The sequence below is a fragment of the Nocardia sp. NPDC058519 genome (genome assembly GCF_042719755.1).
Lineage (GTDB): Bacteria > Actinomycetota > Actinomycetes > Mycobacteriales > Mycobacteriaceae > Nocardia.
Genome location: NZ_JBHXNK010000024.1, coordinates 54,082 through 72,031, shown reverse-complemented (window position 1 = coordinate 72,031; position 17,950 = coordinate 54,082). Strand labels below are relative to the sequence as shown.

Below are 17,950 nucleotides of genomic sequence, written 5' to 3'. Positions count from 1 at the left end.
CCGGGGCTCGGTAATGTGGGATCCCCGGTCGGTACATAGTGCGGCGGATAGCGGGTATGACCGCAGTGAACTGAACGAGCAGGCAACACTGTCCGCCGGAATAACGGGGTGGGCCGAACACAACCGGCGGAGATGACATGATCCCAGAGGACGACGGCAACGGCCGAGCACGTGTACAGACGGATCATCCGCAGCCTCCGCTCGAGTTGACCTTTCCCGCGGAGGCCGCCGGGCTCGCACCCGCACGGCACGCCATGCAGGCGTGGCTGGACCGATGCGCGGTCGACGCGGAGCACGCAGGCGATGTATTGCTCGCGGTAGGGGAAGCGTGCGCCAACGCCGTCGAGCACAGCCACCGGGACGGCAGCGCGGGCGTTGTCCGAGTAGTCGCGAGCGTGACCGGCGACGATCTGTTGATCACCGTGTCCGACGACGGCAGCTGGAAGCACTCGCCATCCGCGCCCGCGGCTCACCGCGGTCGCGGGCTCGAGCTCATGCGCGCATTGATGACCGAGGTACAGGTCCATTCCGGCCTGTCCGGCACCGTTGTCGATCTGCGCACGGTGATTCGGCCGAGTCGCTAGTCGCACCGGACCGTAGAAGGCTTGTCGCCGCGCCGGCCACCGAACTGGTCGTCGGCGGCCTCGACCACGCTTGTTCGAGGACCGCTGCCCCGAGCAAAGCTCGGGGCGTCTGAGGATCGGCCGGCGGTGTAGTGGTCAGCCGGCGGTGTTCAGTACGGTGCCGACAGCTTCGACCATCAGATCGGTGGTGCGCTGGAGAACATCGGCCAGGGGTTCGGTGAATTCGGTTGCGGCCCAGTGGTCGACGGCGGCGAGGTACCCCCAGGCGGCCTGGGCGGCGGCGTAGCGGATGGTCAGGTCGATTTCGTCGCGCCCGAGCCGCTGGGTCAGCAGGTGCTGGATCTGGTGTTCCAGGCTGTGGATCTGTTGCAGCTCACCGGTGCGGACTTCGGGTTCAGACGTCATCAGCCGGACTCGGCGCCGGATACGTGGCTCTTCACCCGAATCCGCAAGGGCCGCAATGACCATCGGCGCGACGGCGGCTACCGCGGCCAGTAACTCGGCCGGCGTGACGACACCGGTGCCTGCGGTCAGCAGGGTAAGGGCTTGGGTGTCGACGTGGTCCCAGACAACCAGTTGTTCCTTGGTGCCGAAGTATCGGTAGATCGTGCTCGCCGAGACCCCGGCCGCGGCGGCGACCTGCTCGACCGACACCTTGCGGTAGCCGTCGGACTCGAACAATCCCAAGGCGACGTCCTGGATTTCCAGCATTGCCTGAATCTTGCGGCGCTCGAGCAGGGGCGCTGGTGGTCGACGGATGGGATCGGGCACCCCGAAACGATACGCGAGCCCATTGCCGACGACTGACAGTGACTTGCAGAACCTCCCCAAGCGGCGCTACTCTCTGAAAGTCACTTTCAGTCAGAAAGTGACATTCAGGTCGATGGGGCGAACTCCGAACCACCGACAGCGCGAGGCGGGAGCCAGGGTGGGCGGAAACTCCACAGTCAGCGTCGGATCCGTGAGCCGACCGAAGCCGCAGCGGCACGACCTCGTCGTGGGCGGGCGCCGAGTCGCTTACGTGCAAGCTGGTGCCGGCGAACGCGTGTGCGTCCTCGTCCATGGACTGGGCGGGTGCTGGCGGCACTGGGCCGCAACAATCCCGGCGCTGGCACGCACGCACCGGGTCCTCGCGATCGACCTGCCAGGATTCGGCGATTCCGAGAAACCGCAGGTATCGACCATCGGCAACGCCGTGGCGGTGATCGACGCACTACGGCAACGGTGCGAGGTCGAGCGGATCGATGTGGTCGGGCATTCGATGGGCACTTTGGTGGCGTGCGAGGTCGCGGCCGGACTTCCCCACACGGTGGACCGAATCGTTTTGGCCGGTGGCCCGATCACCTCGGTGCTGGCACTGTTCGACGCGCCGATCACCACACTGCGCCGCGACCCCGGGCTGGTGAGTTTCCTGATCGAAGCGGCGACTGCGGGGCTGCCGCTGCCGTCCTCGATCCAGGCACTGATCGTTCGAATCCCCTGGGCGCGAAAACTGGCGCTGGCACCGTATGTTCCACGGCCGGAAGACATCTCCGAGGAGATGTTCGGCCACTTCCTCGCCGGTGTGGGCGGTCCTGGCACCCTGTCGACGTTGCGACAGGGCTTCGGTTACGACTTCACCGCCGCGTTGAGGCTCACCCGTCCGACACTGCTGATCGGCGGCGAGCTCGACCGGATCGCCCCCGCTGCCGACCTGCGAGGCTTCGCCGCCGACAACCCGGCGGTACAGCAGGTGGAAATCCTTCCCGGTGCCGGGCACCTGCCGATGCTCGAACAGCCCAACGAATTCAATCGGCTCGTCGCCGAATTCCTCTCCGCCGAAACAGAAGCCAGGTGAACTCATGACCACGATCCCCGCAGGCATCGCCGCCGATCTACACCGTCTCGTCGAATCGGAAGATCTCGGCTCGTCCTTCTTCGCCGCCGCTGCCGACCACGCCTCGTCCTCCCGCCGCCGCGCCGCCTGGCAAGCCTTGCACGAGTTGGAGATTCGAACCCAGGCGGGCGTCAGCGCCTTCCTCGAACGCGCCCAGCCGGCTATTCCATCGACCAATGCCATGGCCGGCACCGTCGGCCGCATCGGTGGCAGCGGATTGCACCTGTTGCCCTACGGGCTGCAACTACGCGCGGTCCGCGAAACAACCACCCGTTACCTCCCCGCCTTTCATCGCCTTGCCCGCCACTACGAAAACTCCCCCGAGGCACAGTTTTTCGACTACGTCGTCCGTCACGAACTGGCCATCATCGAATTCACCAGCCACGCCCTCGCCGACGCTCCCGCCTGCATCGACCCCGTACTACGCCTGCTCGACCACTCCGTCCCTCGCATCTGAACCAGCAGTCTCGGTGTGACACAACGGATCATGGCTGGGGTTTGCCCTAGCACAGTTCGGAGTTCGGAATGTCGTTCGAAACCCAGTTCTTCCATTGCTCGTCGCTTGGATTCGAGGTGAGTTTGTCGCAGAGCTCGTCCCTCCACGCGGCGGGCGCCGGAAGCTGCCAGATCCCGCCGCCCACAAACGGAGGCTTGCCGTCCAAGGAGAGCCCCGTGGCAACAATGAAAACGCGACGTCCGTCCTTGCTGAATTCAATAATTGGGGTCAAGCCGACCGGGGCGGTGTCGATCGGTTGGCCGATCTGAAGTCCGGTGTGGGCGTCCCAGAAACGCAGCGTGTGGTCTGTCGAGGCGGAGACGAGGTACCTGCCGTCGGGGCTGTAGCCGGCGGAATCGACGGACTTGTCGTGACCTTCGAAAGGCTCTCCGACGGCGTCGCCGCTTTCGGCGTCCCATTGGCGGATCGCCTCGTCGTCTGCGACCGCGATGCGCCGGCCGTCATGACTGAGTGTCATGGTCGTGAAGGAGCCCTCGATTGTCTTGCCGACCGGTTGCCTCGTTGAGGTATCCCAGATCCGGACGGAATCGCTGCTGAGGGAATACAGACGACGGCCGTCCTCGCTGAACGCAATTTCCTTCACGCCATATTTGTGACCTGTCAACGGTTCGCCGACCTTCCGCCCCTCTGTCCAGTCCCAGAGCCGGATCGTGTTGTCACTGCTTCCAGTTGCGAGTGTCTTCCCATCCGGACTGAACTTCACCGCATTCAATGTGTCGTTGTGCCCTTTGATCGGCGCGCCGCGCTGCCGCCCATTTGCTGCATCCAGGACACGGATATCGTTGTCTCGGCCCACAACCGCGAGCCAGCGTTCATCCGGGCTGAAAGAGATCTGCATGCCTCCTCGGAGTGCCTCGGAAACGATCACGGCCCCAACCTGTTCACCGGTGTCGGCGTCCAACCGTCGCAGCGCACCGTCACGAAGGACCACGATTCGCGGGCGATCCGTTCGGTTGTCCACCCCGTGCCTGGTTTCCACCGTCGTCAGCTCAACCGCTTTGCTGCCGCCTACCTCGGTGGTCAACGCGGCATCGGGATCGGCGTGGAATACCTGGGCGGTGTCTTCGGCTACCGCAACGATTCGATTGCCGTCAGGAGTGAAGGCGACGGACTGGACGACTGCATTGAGACCGAGCGGATTGCCGACCGGCTGACCGGTGTTCGGGTCCCACAGTCGTACGGTTTTGTCGCTGCCACCTGTGACGATCCGGCCCCCGTCCGGGCTGAATGCCACCGATACGATGTCGCCGAAATTGCCGGTTACCGGGTTTTCGACTTTGGCGCCGGTATCGGCGTTCCAGATCCGCAACGGTGTGCCTTCGCTCAACAATGTACCGAGGCCGAAGGTGTTGCCGCCGGCGGCGATGAAGTGTCCGTCGGGACTGAAGCTCAGACTCGATATCGCTTCGCTGCCGGCGAGGCGCGGGCCGTCGGTAGGTGCTGTTTCGCCGAGTGTCGCGCCGCTTTGGGCATCCCAGAGCTTTACAGACCCCTTGAAACCTGCGGAAGCCAGGCGGTTCCCATCCGGGCTGAACGCCAGAGCCCGCACCTGTGTGTCGGGCCCACCCAGCGAGGGCGCTATCTGCTGCCCGGTCCGGGCGTCCCACAAACTTGCGTGATCCGCGTAGCTTGCGGCGACCCGGTTACCATCCGGGCTGATGACAGCGGCTTGCAGCCGGCCTTTGCCGCCCGTCACAGGCGGCCCGATCGGCTTACCCGTGGCCGAGTCCCAGACCCGAATGACGGCGTCCCGGTCACTCAATGCGAGATACCGCCCGTCCGGGCTTACGGCCTCGAGTGTGCCGTCGGCAACGAACGGCTCTCCGAGCGGCTTCCCCGTATCCGTGTCGACCAGCTTGATTCCGGACGGTGCGCGCGCGACGATCCGCCGACCGTCGGCACTGAGCACACCGCCCTGCGTAGCCAGGTCGATGATCTTGTGCAAACGCGCCTCGTTCCGCAACGTTGCTACCAATGCGCCGAGGTCAGGATTCGTCGAGATTTGCTGTGCTGCAAGCAGTTTGTCGAGTGCCTCCAACTCGCTGCCGGGCTGGCCGCCGGACAGAATCGCCTGCGCCTGCGAGGTCAGGCGCCCGGCGAGCGCCTCTTTGTTGCGGGCAGCGGCATCGTTGCGGGCGTCGGCGGCAGACCGCCAATTGATCGCGGCCACGACAGCCAGCACGACCGATACGACGCACACCAGTGCCAGGACAGCTGATAACCGCCTGAGCCGCCGTCCCGCCCGCCGCTCACCGTCGAGTTCGGCCTCACGCTGGGTGGCAGCGTCCAACAGGGCTTGCTTCTCCCGTTCGGCATCGGCCGCCTGCGCCGCGCGCTTCTCTTCTGAGCGTCGCCGGTCGCGGTGTTCGCGCACGACGCCCGTGAGCACATCATGTGTCAGTTCGATCCGTTGCGCGCCGTGGTATTCCTCGAGCCGCACCAGGCGCGAGCCGATCAGCCGAGCGAGTTCGTCGTCGGTCAGCCGTGATGGCACCGCGTCCTCACGGGCGAAGCTGTCGCGAAACCCCTTCTCGGTGATCAGTTCGGACTCGATGAACTCCGCGACTCGCGGCGACAGATCACGCACGCACGACACGTAGTAGTTCGACAGAATGTCGCGCTTGGCGTCCTCGACCAGCTGCTCGTCGAAGTGCGCCTGACCGCGTCGCTTCCGCTCTTGGTTGAGCTCACGGCAGAACAGGCTCAGCAGCGCAGGCTCCACCTCCGATGCCGCGAGGTCGTCATCGACGTCGACCCACGAGGCAGCTCGGCCGAGGTGGAGGTCCTCGCCGGCGATGATGCTCACCACCCGGCGCGCGAGAGCATCGGTGATCATGTGCTCGGCCGGCTTGTGGACCGCATCGAACGCCGCGTCGGCTCTGAAGGGAAGCAGCCGCATCCGCGAACGTCCCAGCGCGGGAATGAGCGGGCACCATTCCTCGAGGTTGGGAAGAAAGTCCTCCCGCAACGTGATCAGCAGCTTGAAATTCTGCGACCGCAGCTGGAACCGACCGGCCTCGGCCTCATCGTTGTCGATCCGTGCCGCCACATCGTCGGAAATCCGGTTCTCGGCAAGGTCGCCGAGGTCATGCATGAATTCCCGGACGAGATCTGGAACGCGCTCACCGAGGGTGAAGAGCTCCTCGAACTGGTCGAGAACGATCACCGGCGTGAGCGGGTAGTTCTGCGCACTCCAGAGTTCGAAGTCCTTGCGATGCAGGTACTCCCAGAGCGATTCGTCGTCGGCGGGCAATATCGCATCGGGTGCGGCAGCCCGGATCGAGTGGTGCACCGAACGGTGTAGCTGGCGAGACAGCGCCGTCGCATCCAGTGCGAGATCCAAGCGTATGTAGATCGGCAGGAAGTTCTCGTCGCGAAGTGCGGGAAAAAGGCCGGCCCGCAGCAGCGACGTCTTCCCGAGGCCGGACCGCCCGTACAAGATCGTGACCGGAGCATCGCGCACGTGGTTCAGCAACGACTCTGCTTCACGGTCGCGCCCGAAGAAGAACGCCTGCCCGTTTTCGTCGAACGACTCCAGCCCCGGCCACGGATTCTCGCTGTCGAGTTGCCTGGCTTTCGTTACGAGAGTCATGCCGCTGCCCGCCGCATCGCACGGATTTCATCCTGCAGCATGGCGATGAGCCCCGCGTCCGGCTCGCCTCCGGGTGCTCTACCGAAGTGCAAGCGCCCGAAGCAATCTGGCATCTGCCGGTATCGGCTCGGGTTCTGATCGTAGTTGTCGTCGATAACCACGGGCACGATGAAGCGGCGGCTCGGGATTGAGCGTGCACGATCTGCCGCCTCGTACCATTCTTTGAAAACGTAGCCTTCTTCCGCATGCTCGGTGTTCGCGGAGATGATCGGGACGAACAGACGGACAGTTCGGCGGATACTGCTCAGGATCTCGTGTTCCCAGGCATCTCCTGGGCTGAGTCGCCGCTCGTCGAGCCACACGTCCCCGCCCAGATTCGAGATGGCATCGCACACCCGTCGGGCCGCGTCCGCGTCCTCCCGCATGTAGCTGATGAAGATCGTCGGTGCGTCCGGACGCGATAGATCGGCGGCGCCAACCACATCGTGCCGCCTCGGAGCAGTCTGCTGCTGCCGGCGCGCTCGCAATTCCGCGACAAACGCCGCTGGTTCGATGTCCAGTTGCTGGACCAGCGTCTTCCGGCAGTACGTTGCGAAAAAACTCGAAAGGGAAGGTTCTCGTGACGTCGAGCAGCCGGCCAGGAAGAACGGAATACGTTCCAGCGACAACCGAGTACTGCTGGACATCCGCAAGAGGAACCGTCCGAGCCAGTCGGGGATCTCGCAGCCGATGAAGAGTAGCGGATGCTCCTTCAGCTGATAACTGACCCAGTCGGGAAGGCTGGCCTTTTCGCTGAGTAATGCGTGCAGCCACTCCAGCCGGTCCTCCTCATGGATCGCATACTGAGGCGTGGAGGCGGCTTGACCGTACAAATTCAGCACGACGGTATCGGCGGCCGTGGCCGGTTGGGCATTTCGCGACTGTTCGCTGGTGGATTGATTGGGCGAGAACGAGATCTCTCTTGCGCCCGGCCTTCCCTGGAAGCGGACCGTGTTCACTGCCTTCGCAAGCACCCGGTCGGGCGTCGTGCTAACGAACAAGCGCAGGTCATCGATCGCGGCGAGGTTGCGAAGCGCATCACCGGGCTCTGGATCGACCTCCACGATGATGTCGTTGATGACGCGATACAACCGCTCTATCTCGTCTTGACCGCGCTCGCGCACAAACGCCGCCACCGCTTCGTCCATGGTGGTCATGCCGGGCGGCACGGAGAGGTTCCAGCGTTCAGCAAGGCGTTGACCGATGAGCGTGGTGAACGTCTGATCGGCATTCCCGATATCGACCCTGGTCACGCCGGGTCCCACAACCGGCACCAGAACCCGCTGCCGGATATGCGCGAGAAGATCGTCCCAGAAATCGTCGTTCATGCCCAACACTCGATCCGGATTGCGCCACAAAACACCCGGTCACGCTGGGGTAGCGCAGCACCAGCGTGAATCGCCTGCGAATGCGTCTAGAACCGAGTTCAGAATAGAATCCGACGTAGCCGCGCCGTAGAGTAGTCGACTACTCGAACTTCGCCGGGCATCAGTTCGGCTGTGGCTGCCAACCTGGACCTCGGAATAGGAAGCCGAGCTTGTGCGAGAATTTCGCAGCGTTCTTGACGTCCTGCCAGATCGCGACTATCTCGCGGGCGTTGATCTTTGCGATGTTGTAGGTGTCGACGTTCTTGGTGAGGCCGTAGATCGCCCGCTCGCCCTCCCGCTCGAAGGAGCCGAAGATGCGGTCCCAGATGATGAGCACACCACCGTAGTTGCGGTCGAGGTATTCAGTGTTGGAGCCGTGGTGCACGCGGTGGTGGCTCGGCGTGTTGAACACGAATTCGATAGGCGCCCAGAGTTTGTCGATGGCCTCGGTGTGGATGCCGAACTGGTACAGCAGGTTGATCGCGTAGGCGGCGGCGATGATCTTGCCATCGATTCCCGACAGTGCCAGTGGTGCGAGGAACGGCAGGGACGTGACAACCAGCCAAGGCGTACGTAGTGCCGTGGTGAGGTTGAAGCTCTCGCTCGAGTGGTGCACGACGTGGACCGACCAGAACACCCGGATTTCGTGGTGCGCGCGGTGAAACCAGTAGTAGGCAAAGTCGACCCCGATAAGTGCGACGGCCCACGCAACCCAACCCTCGAGGTGCCACGGCACGAGCGAAGAAACAGACGCGAAGATCGCGAGTTCCGCCAGCGCCCATGGAATGTTGAGGAGCTGGTACCCCAGACCGGCGGCGATGGAGGTAGCTGAGTCACGGTAGTCGTACGGTTTGCCGTGACGCTCGAGATACATGAACTCCGCCGCAACGGCGACGATGAAGACCGGAATTGCCAGCCAGATCAGCACGGTCGAGACATCCATGCCGGACATCGCCGACGCGAGTCGGGGAATGACGATGACTACGGCAGCCGTGCTCAGTCCCGCGAGGAGCACTCCGCAAGCCAAGATGACTCTGGTCCGGCTGCGGGCCCGGAACTTCTCCCGCCACGCCTCGGCGATCGATTTCATGCCACTCATAGGTAAACCATCGTCCGGAGCGGCGCTCCACACCAGAAACCCAAGGTGTGGCTGATCGCCACCTTGTCGCCGGCCGGACCGAATCAGCGGGGTCAGGTCACGCCGTCGCCTGCCCGAGGCCCATCAAGCCATGATTTCGAGTGCAGCAAGTGTCCTGTGGCGCTCCCGCCCTGGCTGGCTGCACGGATGCACGCCTATCTGTTCGGCGACGATGCAGACCGCGCCGTATGGCACCCGCGCTCCGCGGAGCCCACTGCACCACTGTGGCCCAGCCGCCAGAACTGCGGAAGGTTGCGCCTATCAGGCCAGCGTGTCGCGGTGCCGTTCGACTGGTCGCAGCCGATGGCGATGGGCACCTTCTACGACACGATCTTCAAGCCCGCGCTACTCGCCGTAGGGCTGCCCGCCAGTGCGCCCGCTACCGAAACCACCGCTCCCACACGCGGCGTACGCCTGCACGACCTGCGGCATACCTTCGCGGTGATGCAGCTGATGGCCGGTACGCACTTTATGCAGGTGTCCAAGTGGCTGGGGCACAGCACGTTCACTCTCACCCTGAACACCTACGGCGACTGGATTCCCGAAGAGGACGGTGGCGCGGCCAATCTACTGCCCGAACCACCCGCCCCAGCTGTGGTTACGCCTGCTCTGGAGGTTCCGTCGAATGTGGTGCAGCTGTTTGGCCGTCGGTCGGGGTAGCTGGGTTCGCACCCGTGTTCATCTCCGGGTCGATCTGCACCAGCATTGACGCCAGCCATCCGGCGGACTGGTGCGCGGCGGGCATCGCGGCAACGCCCTGGGTGGCCTCGGTAATGGCATCGGCCTTGCGCCCGAGCAGCGCCAGCACGATGCCGCGCTGAACGCCCCAGAACCCGGCGGTGTACCAGTAGCCGAAACTCGGCAGCTCAATGCCATCGGCGGCCTCGGCAGCTTTGTCGGCCGCCGCGAGCGCCTTACCGGCTTGGCGTGATTCCTTGCGCACGGCGAGGAGTTCCGCGCGCTGGTACCGGTCGTACACGCCGAGAATCGGATGGGCACCGTCCACGCCAATAGCGGCGTCGGTGAGTGCGATCGCCCGCGCGGTGTCGCCCTGGTGGCGCGCGGTGTACGCGCGGAAGCTGTAGGAATGCGCAAGCTGGGAACGGTCCCCGGCCACCTCCGCCAACTTGGCCGCATCCTCCAGGGCGCGGTTGGACACGTGCGGGCTACCGATAGCGTGCTCCAGCCACCCCCGATACCGCGCTACCTCCGATGCCATGCACGCCGCCGCGCTGCCACCTACGCGCTCGGCGGCCAGTGCCCGCGCTATCCCGTCCATCCCCCGGATCACCGGCGCAACCAACTCGGCACCCGCCACATCCTCCAAATGTCTTGTGCGCTCAAGGATTACAGCCACGTCCTCCAGGCTGGAACTGCCAGCGGTGGACGGATCGGTGACGGTGGCCTGTAGTCGCCCAGGGTCCACGTTCGCCAGCCCCAACGTCGGATCGCCCAGTACGGCGCGGTACCCGGCCAGGACAGCCGGGGTTACCGGCTTGCGCCCAGTCTCGACCAACGACAAGTAACCGGTGGTGAAGCACGTTCGCGCGGCCATCGTCCGCAGGCCGATTCCGGCTATTGTGCGCAGCTCGCGCAACAGGCTTCCGGTCACCGCCCCGCCATCGGTAAACATAGGTAAACCGTATGGGGCGGGTGAATTTCTCGGTAGTCCCCGAGAGTAGTTCTCAGCCCCACCGCCGGGCCGATGCCGTGGAATGTCGCGGCGCATCGGGCGCAGTGAGCTGCGCGGACGATGGCGAAAGCTCTCCGGCGGTGGGCGCATTCACCCGATGACCCACAGGGGGACTGATGAGCGACGCGATCAAACCTCAGCTTGACGCGCTGACCGAGCGAGCCGCCCTGCGGTCTATGGCAATCCGGCGTGCACTAGAACCGCCGTACGGCTGGGAGTTGTACAGCCCGTTCCGGGTGGTGTGCCACGGGTCGCTCGACAACGTAGCCGCATGGCTCACCGCAGCCGAACAGCGCGACGGACAGCCTCCGGTGACCGGGCTCGCGGGCACGATGGCCGACGGATGACGACGCTGGGGTTCGCCGTAGCGATCGGCCTGCCGTTGGCCGTGATCGTCGGGGTCGTGCTGTGGCCCGAGCGCCTCCCACTAGACCGCACCGTCTCAGGTATCCAATATCGCCTTGCACGGGAACGTCACGCAGCCAAACCGCCCGTGCGCCGGGGTGGCGCCGGGGTGGCGACGGCCGATTTGCGCCGTGACCTGCGGCGCAACGCGCCTACCTGCGGTGAAAGAGTGCCCCCACAGGGACTCGAACCCTGACTGTGCGGATTTTAAGTCCGCTGCCTCTGCCAATTGGGCTATAGGGGCGTCCCGGATAGCGTAGCGAATCGTACGGGTGTACCGGAATCCTGTTGGTCGACAAGGTCGGCCCGGCGTGTCGGAACGGACCACGCCGGGACCGATCATGTCATCGAAGGTGCTGGTCAGTCTGCACTCGCGGCCTTTTTGCCGAGGACAGAGTGGCGGCGGCCATAGGCGAAGTAGACGGCGAAGCCGATGGCCATCCAGATCACGAAGCGCAGCCAGGTTTCCACCGAGAGGTTCACCATCAGCCACAGGCAGGCCGCGACGGCCAGGATGGGGACGAGGGGGACCAGGGGGACGCGGAAGCCGCGGGGCAGGTCGGGGCGGGTGCGGCGTAAGACGATGACGCCGACCGAGACCAGGACGAAGGCGAACAGCGTGCCGATGTTCACCATCTCCTCCAGCGTGCCGAAGTCGACGAAACCGGCGAGCACGCAGCAGATCACGCCGACGATGACGGTCAGCCGCACCGGCGTGCCGCGCTTGCCGGTGTGGGCGAGCCCACGGGGCAGCAGCCCGTCGCGCGACATCGCGAACAGCACGCGGGTCTGCCCGAGGAACAGCACCATCACCACGGTGGTGAGGCCGGCCAGCGCACCGATGGAGATGACGTTCTTGGCCCAGTCCACGCCGTGGATCTGGAATGCCGTTGCCAGCGTGGCATTCTCGCCGGCCAGTTCGGTGTAGGGCACCATGCCGGTGAGCACCAGCGTCACCGCCACGTAGAGCACGGTGACGATCAGCAGCGAACCGAGGATGCCGCGCGGCACCGCCTTCTGCGGGTTCTTGGTCTCCTCGGCGGCGGTTGCCACGACGTCGAAACCGATGAACGCGAAGAACACGATGCTGGCCGCGGCGAGCAGGCCGTACCAGCCGAAGTTGGTGTCACCAGCGCCGGTGATGAATTGGAACAGCGTCTGGTGCAGTCCGCTGGCGCTTTCCTCGGCAGGTTGCGACGGTGGGATGTACGGACTCAGGTTGGACGCCTTGAAGTAGGTGATGCCGAGGACGAGCACCAGCGCGATGACGGCGAGCTTGATCGCCACCGCGACCGCCGACACCCGCGAGGACACCTTGGTGCCGACGGCGAGCAGCACACCGAGCACGGCGAGCAGTGACACCGCGCCCCAGTCGAAGGTGACCGATCCTAATTGCACAGTGGCGGAATCGAATCCGAATACCGTGCCGAGATATTGCGACCAGCCTTTCGCGACCACCGACGCGGCGAGCGCGAATTCCAGGATCAGGTCCCAGCCGATGATCCACGCCACCAATTCACCGAAGGTGGCATAGGAATAGGTATAGGCGCTACCGGCAACGGGCACGGTCGAAGCGAATTCCGCATAACAGACCGCGGTGAGACCACAGGCGATCGCCGCGAAAACGAATGCCAGCGAGACCGAGGGACCGGCCACATTGCCCGCGGTGCGCGCGGTGAGGGTGAAGATGCCCGCGCCGACGACAACGGCGACGCCGAAGATCGTGAGATCCCAGGCGGTCAGGTCCTTGCGGAGCTTGGAATCGGGATCATCGGTATCGAGAATCGACTGCTCGACGGATTTGGTGCGGAACAACCCGCTCCAGCGGCCGGGCGATCGGTCCACGCCTGGAGCGTCCTGCGGTGTCGGCAAGGTATTTCTCCTTCTGCTACGAAAACGTAATCGGGGATTACCCGGAAATCAGGTCAGTGCACGCCTTGCATGCGGCGCTTGATCCAGGGCGCACACCCGACGACGACGAGACCGGCCACGATGGCCGCGGCACCGCTGAACCCGAAGTAGGCGGTCTCGCTCTCGGGGCTGTAGAAGCGGGCGAGCGTGCCCGCCATCGACGTGCCGATACCGACGGAGAAGAAATACAGCGCCATCATCTGCGAGCGGAACGCGGCGGGCGCGAGATGGGTGGTCACCGCCAGACCGATCGGCGAGAGCAGCAGTTCCGAGATCGCGAAGCCGCCCAGGATCGCGAATACCGCGAGCACCGGCACGGTCTTGCCGTCGAAACCGCTGAGCAGCGCGAACAACCAGAACGCGATGCCCATGCCGATGACGCCGAGCGCGAACTTGATCGGCGTGCTCGGCGCGCGATTGCCGAGCTTGGTCCACATCAGCGCGAACAGCGGCGAGAGCGCGATGATCCACACCGGCTCGACCGAACCGATCCAGCTCGCCGGCGCCTCCCAGCCGAAGATCCGCCAGTCGACGCGCTCGTCGGAATACACCGCGAGCATGGTGAACATCTGCTGGAACAGCGACCAGAACACCGCGTTGGCGATGAACAGCGGGATGAACGCGACCACCCTCGTCCGCTCGACCTGCGTCACCTTGGCGCTGCGCAGCATCACCGCGAAGTACACGACCGAGGCGACCACGATGACGCCGGTGGTGACGTCGGAGAGATTCTCGAGGGTGATCAGCTTCGCCAGCACGGCCACCAGCACCACGACCGCCGCGACGGCGACCCCGATCAGCACCGGGGCCAGCTCGCGCCGGGTGATGGGATTGGGCACCTCGCGCCCGTGGGTGCCGAGATTGCGCCGGAAGATCACATACTGGGCCAGGCCGAGCGCCATGCCGATCGCCGCGGCACCGAAGGCAACGTGGAATCCCCACTCGCGCTGCAACAGGCCGGTCAGCAGCGGGCCGCAGAACGCGCCGATATTGATGCCGAGATAGAACAGCGTGAACCCGCCGTCGACGCGCGCGTCGGTGGGCGCGTAGAGGGTGCCGAGCAATGACGACGCGTTCGCCTTCAAGCCGCCGCTGCCGAGCGCGACGAGCACCAGACCGACCCCGACGCCGGTCAGCCCTGGCAGCACCGCCAGCGCGAGATGCCCGGCCACGACCACGACACCGCCGTAGAAGACCGTCCGCTCCATCCCCAGCACCCGGTCGGCAATCCAGCCGCCGAGCACGGTGGACAGGTACACCAGGCCGCCGTACGCGCCGACGATGCCGAGCGCGGTGCTCTGCGCGATACCGAGGCCGCCCTCGGTGGTGGAGTAGTAGAGGTAGTAGCCCAGGATGGTGAGCATGCCGTAGAAGGAGAAACGCTCCCACAGCTCGACGCCGAACAGATTGGTCAATCCGATGGGGTGACCGAACAGGGTGCGTTCGGCCGCCTTGTCGGCGGGACTCGGCGGGTCGCCGAGCCGTGTTTCTTCCGTGGACATAGGGGAACGATCCCACGCCGAAACGGCGGACAGCAATTTTCCCGCATCGTCGCGGGTTCGGCGTGCCGCGCCCGCCGGGCCGTCGCGAACACGTCCGGCGGCAGGCGCCGACACGAATTAAGCTGTGGTGACCGGACTCCCGCGACGGACGAGGAAATCAGACGTGCTCACAGCCCAGGTGACCGTGCCGGTGCGGCCGGAAAGGGCGTTCGCGACCCTGGCCGACGGCTGGCTCTACGCGAGCTGGGTGGTCGGTGCCTCCCACATCGGCAAGGTCGACCCCGACTGGCCCGCGGTCGGCAGCCGCATCCACTACCGATTCGGGCTGTGGCCGGTGCTGATCAGCGATACGACCGAGGTGCGTGCGTTCGACCCGCCGCACCGGCTCGAGCTGGAGGCACGGCTGTGGTCGGTCGGGTCGGCGTGGATCACCCTCACGCTCGTCGAGGAAGAGCCGGGGCACACCACGATCCGGATGATCGAACGCGCTGTCCGCGGACCCGCACAGCTCATCCCCGGGGTGGCCCAGGACCTGCTCTTCGCGGCCCGCAATCAGGAATCCCTGGATCGGCTGGCCCATTTGATCCGTGCGCGTTCGCAGAATGAATGACTCGCCACGAATTCCGACCGGTCCGTATTTCTCCATTGTGAGGATTTCGCACCGACATAGTTCTGTCGAATTCACCGACGCGATGTTCTGTCTGCGCATCTGGTTTAGTCTCTAGCCAATATAAAGGCGTAGATCAGGGGAACGCGCGTGCTTCATATCGAGCACTTCAACAATGGCTGGACGAATCCGGTGCTGGCCTTCGGCTTGTCGTTCATCGGTTCGATATTGGGGCTACGGTGCGCGGTGCACGCCAAAGCGTCGCCCGCGCCACTCGGCTGGCTCATCGCCGCGGCCGTCGCGCTGGGCGGAGCGGCGATCTGGGTCATGCACTTCACGGCGATGCTCGGGTTCAGTATCGACGGGGTGCCCATCCGCTACGACGTGCCGTTGACGCTGCTCAGCGCGGTTATCGCGATCGTGGTGGTGCTGATCGGGCTCACCATCGTCACCGGAGGCGGCAACGAGTGGGTGACACTGCCGATGGGCGGCGCGATCACCGGGCTGGGGGTGGCCGCCATGCACTACCTGGGGATGTGGGCGATGCGAACCACGGCGGTGATCGAATACCAGCCGGCGCTGATGGCGTTGTCGCTGGTGGTGGCGGTGGTCGCGGCCACGGCGGCACTGTGGTTCATGCTGCACGTGCGCGGCCTGCTGAAGACGACGGGCGCCGCGCTGGTGATGGGTGTCGCGGTCTGCGGCATGCATTACACGGCGATGGCGGCCATGCGCGTGCACCATGGTGAATCGATGACCGTGGTGGACGGTGTCACGCCGGTGCAATTGCTGCTGCCGTTGATCGCGACGGTGTCCTTGGTGGTCACCGGACTGGTGATCGTGGTGGGGTTGGCCGAAGTGGAAGTCGGCGAGAACCGAGCGGAATCCGCGCCGGTGCGAACGAGTGCGGGCGGGATGCACAGCACCGATCCGGCCACGCTGTCCGACAGCGGAAAGCACTGGCCGCGGCAGCCGGGTTAACCGCCGTGGCCGAATATTCGGCCACGGCGGTATCGGTCAGCTCGGCTGAGGTAGTGCGCAGTCATCGACCTTCGGATTGGCGCCCACGTAGTTCAGCGGGCCCGCGATCATCGTCACCGCGATGGTGCCGAGAGTCGCGCAGTTCTGGTCGCGTTCGGTGTAATAGCCGCGTTGACCGGCGGCCACGATGCCGATCAGCAACCACACCAGAACCACGATCGAAAGGATGCGAGATCTACTGCCTGCCATGACTGGTCCTCTATTTCGGCGGAGTCTCCGCATGGTCAGTAGTAGTGCCGTCGGCCACCGATAGCACGCCCTGTGCTCCCGACCAATAGCAGCGCGACTCCGACCACTAGGACGATGACTCCCACCGTGGTGAGGAGGGGGATGCCGAAAACGAGTCCGGCTATGAGAAGAACTGCGCCGAGAATAATCATCAGAAATCACCTTGTTCGGTGTCGGGACTGTGGAATACCGGTAGGCACCCACACACTCCGCATGCCCGGTTTTCCCGATTCGAAACAGGCTGTGCCGCAAGAGGCGGGCCGCCGGGGCCTGCCGTGGCCGAACCTGTCGGCCACGGCGGCTCCGGGGTGATCAGCGGGCGAAGATCGGCAGCGCGGCCGAGCCCGTCGACGGCGGGCGCGGGGCGCTGGAGCCGAGGTCGGCATCGAACGAGCCGGTGCCGCTGCCGACGTCGACCGAGCCCATCGAACTACCGGTGGGCGGGCCGAGCTCGACGGAACCGGAGGGGAACAGGTCCCAATCGGCGCCGCCGACCGCGTTGGCGGTGCCGCCGGCACCGAGCAGGGTTCCCGCGGCGAGCACGGCCAGCAGGCCCGCCCTGGTGGCGGTGGATTGACGGATGGACATGGGTGTTACCTCCGAGCGCTTCGCTGTGATAGCACTCAGACGGTAACTGAAATACGTTGATTTCACACCGGATCGGTGTGGTCCGGCTAGGACTGCGGCCGCTGGCCCACTTCCATCTGCACGCGATAGCGGTCGGCGCGGTACCAGCTCTGGGTGTGCTCGATCGGCACCTCCGCGCTGAACGACACCCGGTCGAAATGCAGGACGGGAGCGCCCTTCCTGACGCCGAGCAGGGCCGCGACACCGGCCTCGGCCGCCTGCGCGTCGACGGTCTGCACGGCCCGTTCGATCGGCCTGCCGTAGCGATCGGCCGTGGTCCGGTAGATCGAACCGGTGAGGTCGTGCGAGATCAGGCCGGGGACCAGTTCGGGGTTGAACCAGGCGTCGTCGACGCTGACCGGATCCTCGTCGGCCAGCCGCAATCGGCGCACATGGTAGGCCTGCGCGCCCTGGGGCAGGCGCAGTGCGCGGGCGGTGGCCTCGGGCGCGATCGCTTCCTCGGCGACGAGCACCAGGGTGGTCGGGTGGTGGCCGAGCGCGCGCATCTCCTCGGTGAACGAGGCAAGGTGCAGCCGCGATTGCACGGGCCGGTGGGCGACGAAGGTGCCCTTGCCGCGAACCCGGACCAGATACCCTTCGTTGACCAGCTGACCGACTGCCTCGCGCACGGTGATCCGGCTGACGCCGTAATCCTGCATCAGATTGCGCTCGCTGGTCAGCAGATCGCCCGGCTGTAGCTCACGCGTGCACTTCTGCAGCAGAATCGCGCGTAGCTGTTCGTGTTTGGGCACTGCGCTGTCGCGCAGCGGTGCGGGCATCGCCAGTGGCTCCTTTTTCCTGGTAGGCCGACCGGTCCCTACTG

Annotated in this window: 18 protein-coding genes and 1 tRNA gene; 7 read left to right on the top strand and 12 right to left on the bottom strand. The window is 65.2% G+C overall.

Annotated features, from left to right (window positions below; genetic code table 11):
• The first annotated feature begins 137 nt into the window (after positions 1-137).
• A complete protein-coding gene (locus ACFWPK_RS24645) occupies positions 138-584 on the top strand; it encodes an ATP-binding protein (RefSeq protein ID WP_378919481.1) in 447 nt (148 codons plus the stop codon).
• Positions 585-719: 135 nt separating this feature from the next.
• Here ACFWPK_RS24645 and ACFWPK_RS24640 read toward each other — a convergent pair whose 3' ends face one another.
• On the bottom strand, positions 720-1,355 hold the full coding sequence (locus ACFWPK_RS24640; RefSeq protein ID WP_378919480.1) for a TetR/AcrR family transcriptional regulator: 636 nt from the start codon (positions 1,353-1,355) through the stop codon (positions 720-722).
• Between the two features lie 190 nt (positions 1,356-1,545).
• On the opposite strand from ACFWPK_RS24640, the gene ACFWPK_RS24635 reads away from it, so the two are divergent.
• Both ACFWPK_RS24635 and ACFWPK_RS24630 read left to right on the top strand, forming a co-directional pair.
• The gene (locus ACFWPK_RS24635; protein WP_378919479.1) at positions 1,546-2,421 is read left to right on the top strand and encodes an alpha/beta fold hydrolase; all 876 of its coding nucleotides are present in this window, start codon (positions 1,546-1,548) and stop codon (positions 2,419-2,421) included.
• A gap of 4 nt (positions 2,422-2,425) precedes the next feature.
• Entirely contained in the window at positions 2,426-2,917 is a 492-nt protein-coding gene (locus ACFWPK_RS24630; RefSeq protein ID WP_378919478.1) for a hypothetical protein, read from the top strand.
• Positions 2,918-2,963: 46 nt separating this feature from the next.
• On the opposite strand, the gene ACFWPK_RS24625 is transcribed toward ACFWPK_RS24630, so the two are convergent.
• The 3 genes from ACFWPK_RS24625 to ACFWPK_RS24615 form a co-directional block, all read right to left on the bottom strand.
• A complete protein-coding gene (locus tag ACFWPK_RS24625) occupies positions 2,964-6,569 on the bottom strand; it encodes a hypothetical protein (protein WP_378919477.1) in 3,606 nt (1,201 codons plus the stop codon).
• Positions 6,566-7,936 (bottom strand): toll/interleukin-1 receptor domain-containing protein, encoded by a 1,371-nt coding sequence (locus tag ACFWPK_RS24620; RefSeq protein WP_378919475.1) that lies wholly within the window; start codon positions 7,934-7,936, stop codon positions 6,566-6,568. Before ACFWPK_RS24620 ends, ACFWPK_RS24625 begins: the two co-directional genes overlap by 4 nt.
• A gap of 160 nt (positions 7,937-8,096) precedes the next feature.
• Complete coding sequence (locus ACFWPK_RS24615) at positions 8,097-9,074, bottom strand: sterol desaturase family protein (RefSeq protein ID WP_378919473.1); 978 nt, start codon at positions 9,072-9,074, stop codon at positions 8,097-8,099.
• Between the two features lie 318 nt (positions 9,075-9,392).
• Between ACFWPK_RS24615 and ACFWPK_RS24610 the strand changes: the two genes are divergently transcribed.
• A complete protein-coding gene (locus tag ACFWPK_RS24610) occupies positions 9,393-9,773 on the top strand; it encodes a hypothetical protein (protein ID WP_378919471.1) in 381 nt (126 codons plus the stop codon).
• Here ACFWPK_RS24610 and ACFWPK_RS24605 read toward each other — a convergent pair.
• Complete coding sequence (locus tag ACFWPK_RS24605; protein WP_378919470.1) at positions 9,712-10,746, bottom strand: helix-turn-helix domain-containing protein; 1,035 nt, start codon at positions 10,744-10,746, stop codon at positions 9,712-9,714. The two genes, ACFWPK_RS24610 and ACFWPK_RS24605, sit on opposite strands and share 62 nt — an antisense overlap.
• Before the next feature lie 176 nt (positions 10,747-10,922).
• Between ACFWPK_RS24605 and ACFWPK_RS24600 the strand changes: the two genes are divergently transcribed.
• Entirely contained in the window at positions 10,923-11,153 is a 231-nt protein-coding gene (locus tag ACFWPK_RS24600; RefSeq protein WP_378919469.1) for a hypothetical protein, read from the top strand.
• Between the two features lie 228 nt (positions 11,154-11,381).
• Here ACFWPK_RS24600 and ACFWPK_RS24595 read toward each other — a convergent pair.
• The 3 genes from ACFWPK_RS24595 to ACFWPK_RS24585 form a co-directional block, all read right to left on the bottom strand.
• Positions 11,382-11,455, bottom strand: a tRNA-Leu gene (locus ACFWPK_RS24595).
• 116 nt (positions 11,456-11,571) lie between these two features.
• On the bottom strand, positions 11,572-13,083 hold the full coding sequence (locus ACFWPK_RS24590; RefSeq protein WP_378919468.1) for an APC family permease: 1,512 nt from the start codon (positions 13,081-13,083) through the stop codon (positions 11,572-11,574).
• Positions 13,084-13,136: 53 nt separating this feature from the next.
• Complete coding sequence (locus tag ACFWPK_RS24585; protein ID WP_378919467.1) at positions 13,137-14,624, bottom strand: peptide MFS transporter; 1,488 nt, start codon at positions 14,622-14,624, stop codon at positions 13,137-13,139.
• A gap of 163 nt (positions 14,625-14,787) precedes the next feature.
• Between ACFWPK_RS24585 and ACFWPK_RS24580 the strand changes: the two genes are divergently transcribed.
• Complete coding sequence (locus ACFWPK_RS24580; RefSeq protein ID WP_378919466.1) at positions 14,788-15,234, top strand: SRPBCC family protein; 447 nt, start codon at positions 14,788-14,790, stop codon at positions 15,232-15,234.
• A 147-nt stretch (positions 15,235-15,381) separates the two neighbouring features.
• Positions 15,382-16,212 carry an MHYT domain-containing protein gene (locus tag ACFWPK_RS24575; protein ID WP_378919465.1) on the top strand — a complete coding sequence of 277 codons (831 nt, stop codon included), beginning with the start codon at positions 15,382-15,384 and terminating at the stop codon, positions 16,210-16,212.
• 36 nt (positions 16,213-16,248) lie between these two features.
• On the opposite strand, the gene ACFWPK_RS24570 is transcribed toward ACFWPK_RS24575, so the two are convergent.
• From ACFWPK_RS24570 to ACFWPK_RS24555, 4 genes are all read right to left on the bottom strand, one after another.
• Positions 16,249-16,461 (bottom strand): hypothetical protein, encoded by a 213-nt coding sequence (locus tag ACFWPK_RS24570; protein WP_378919464.1) that lies wholly within the window; start codon positions 16,459-16,461, stop codon positions 16,249-16,251.
• Between the two features lie 35 nt (positions 16,462-16,496).
• Positions 16,497-16,652, bottom strand: coding sequence for a DUF6131 family protein (locus tag ACFWPK_RS24565; protein WP_378919463.1), 156 nt, complete (start codon positions 16,650-16,652; stop codon positions 16,497-16,499).
• Positions 16,653-16,812: 160 nt separating this feature from the next.
• Complete coding sequence (locus ACFWPK_RS24560; protein ID WP_378919461.1) at positions 16,813-17,088, bottom strand: hypothetical protein; 276 nt, start codon at positions 17,086-17,088, stop codon at positions 16,813-16,815.
• A gap of 86 nt (positions 17,089-17,174) precedes the next feature.
• Positions 17,175-17,906, bottom strand: coding sequence for a GntR family transcriptional regulator (locus ACFWPK_RS24555; RefSeq protein WP_378919460.1), 732 nt, complete (start codon positions 17,904-17,906; stop codon positions 17,175-17,177).
• Positions 17,907-17,950: the final 44 nt, after the last annotated feature.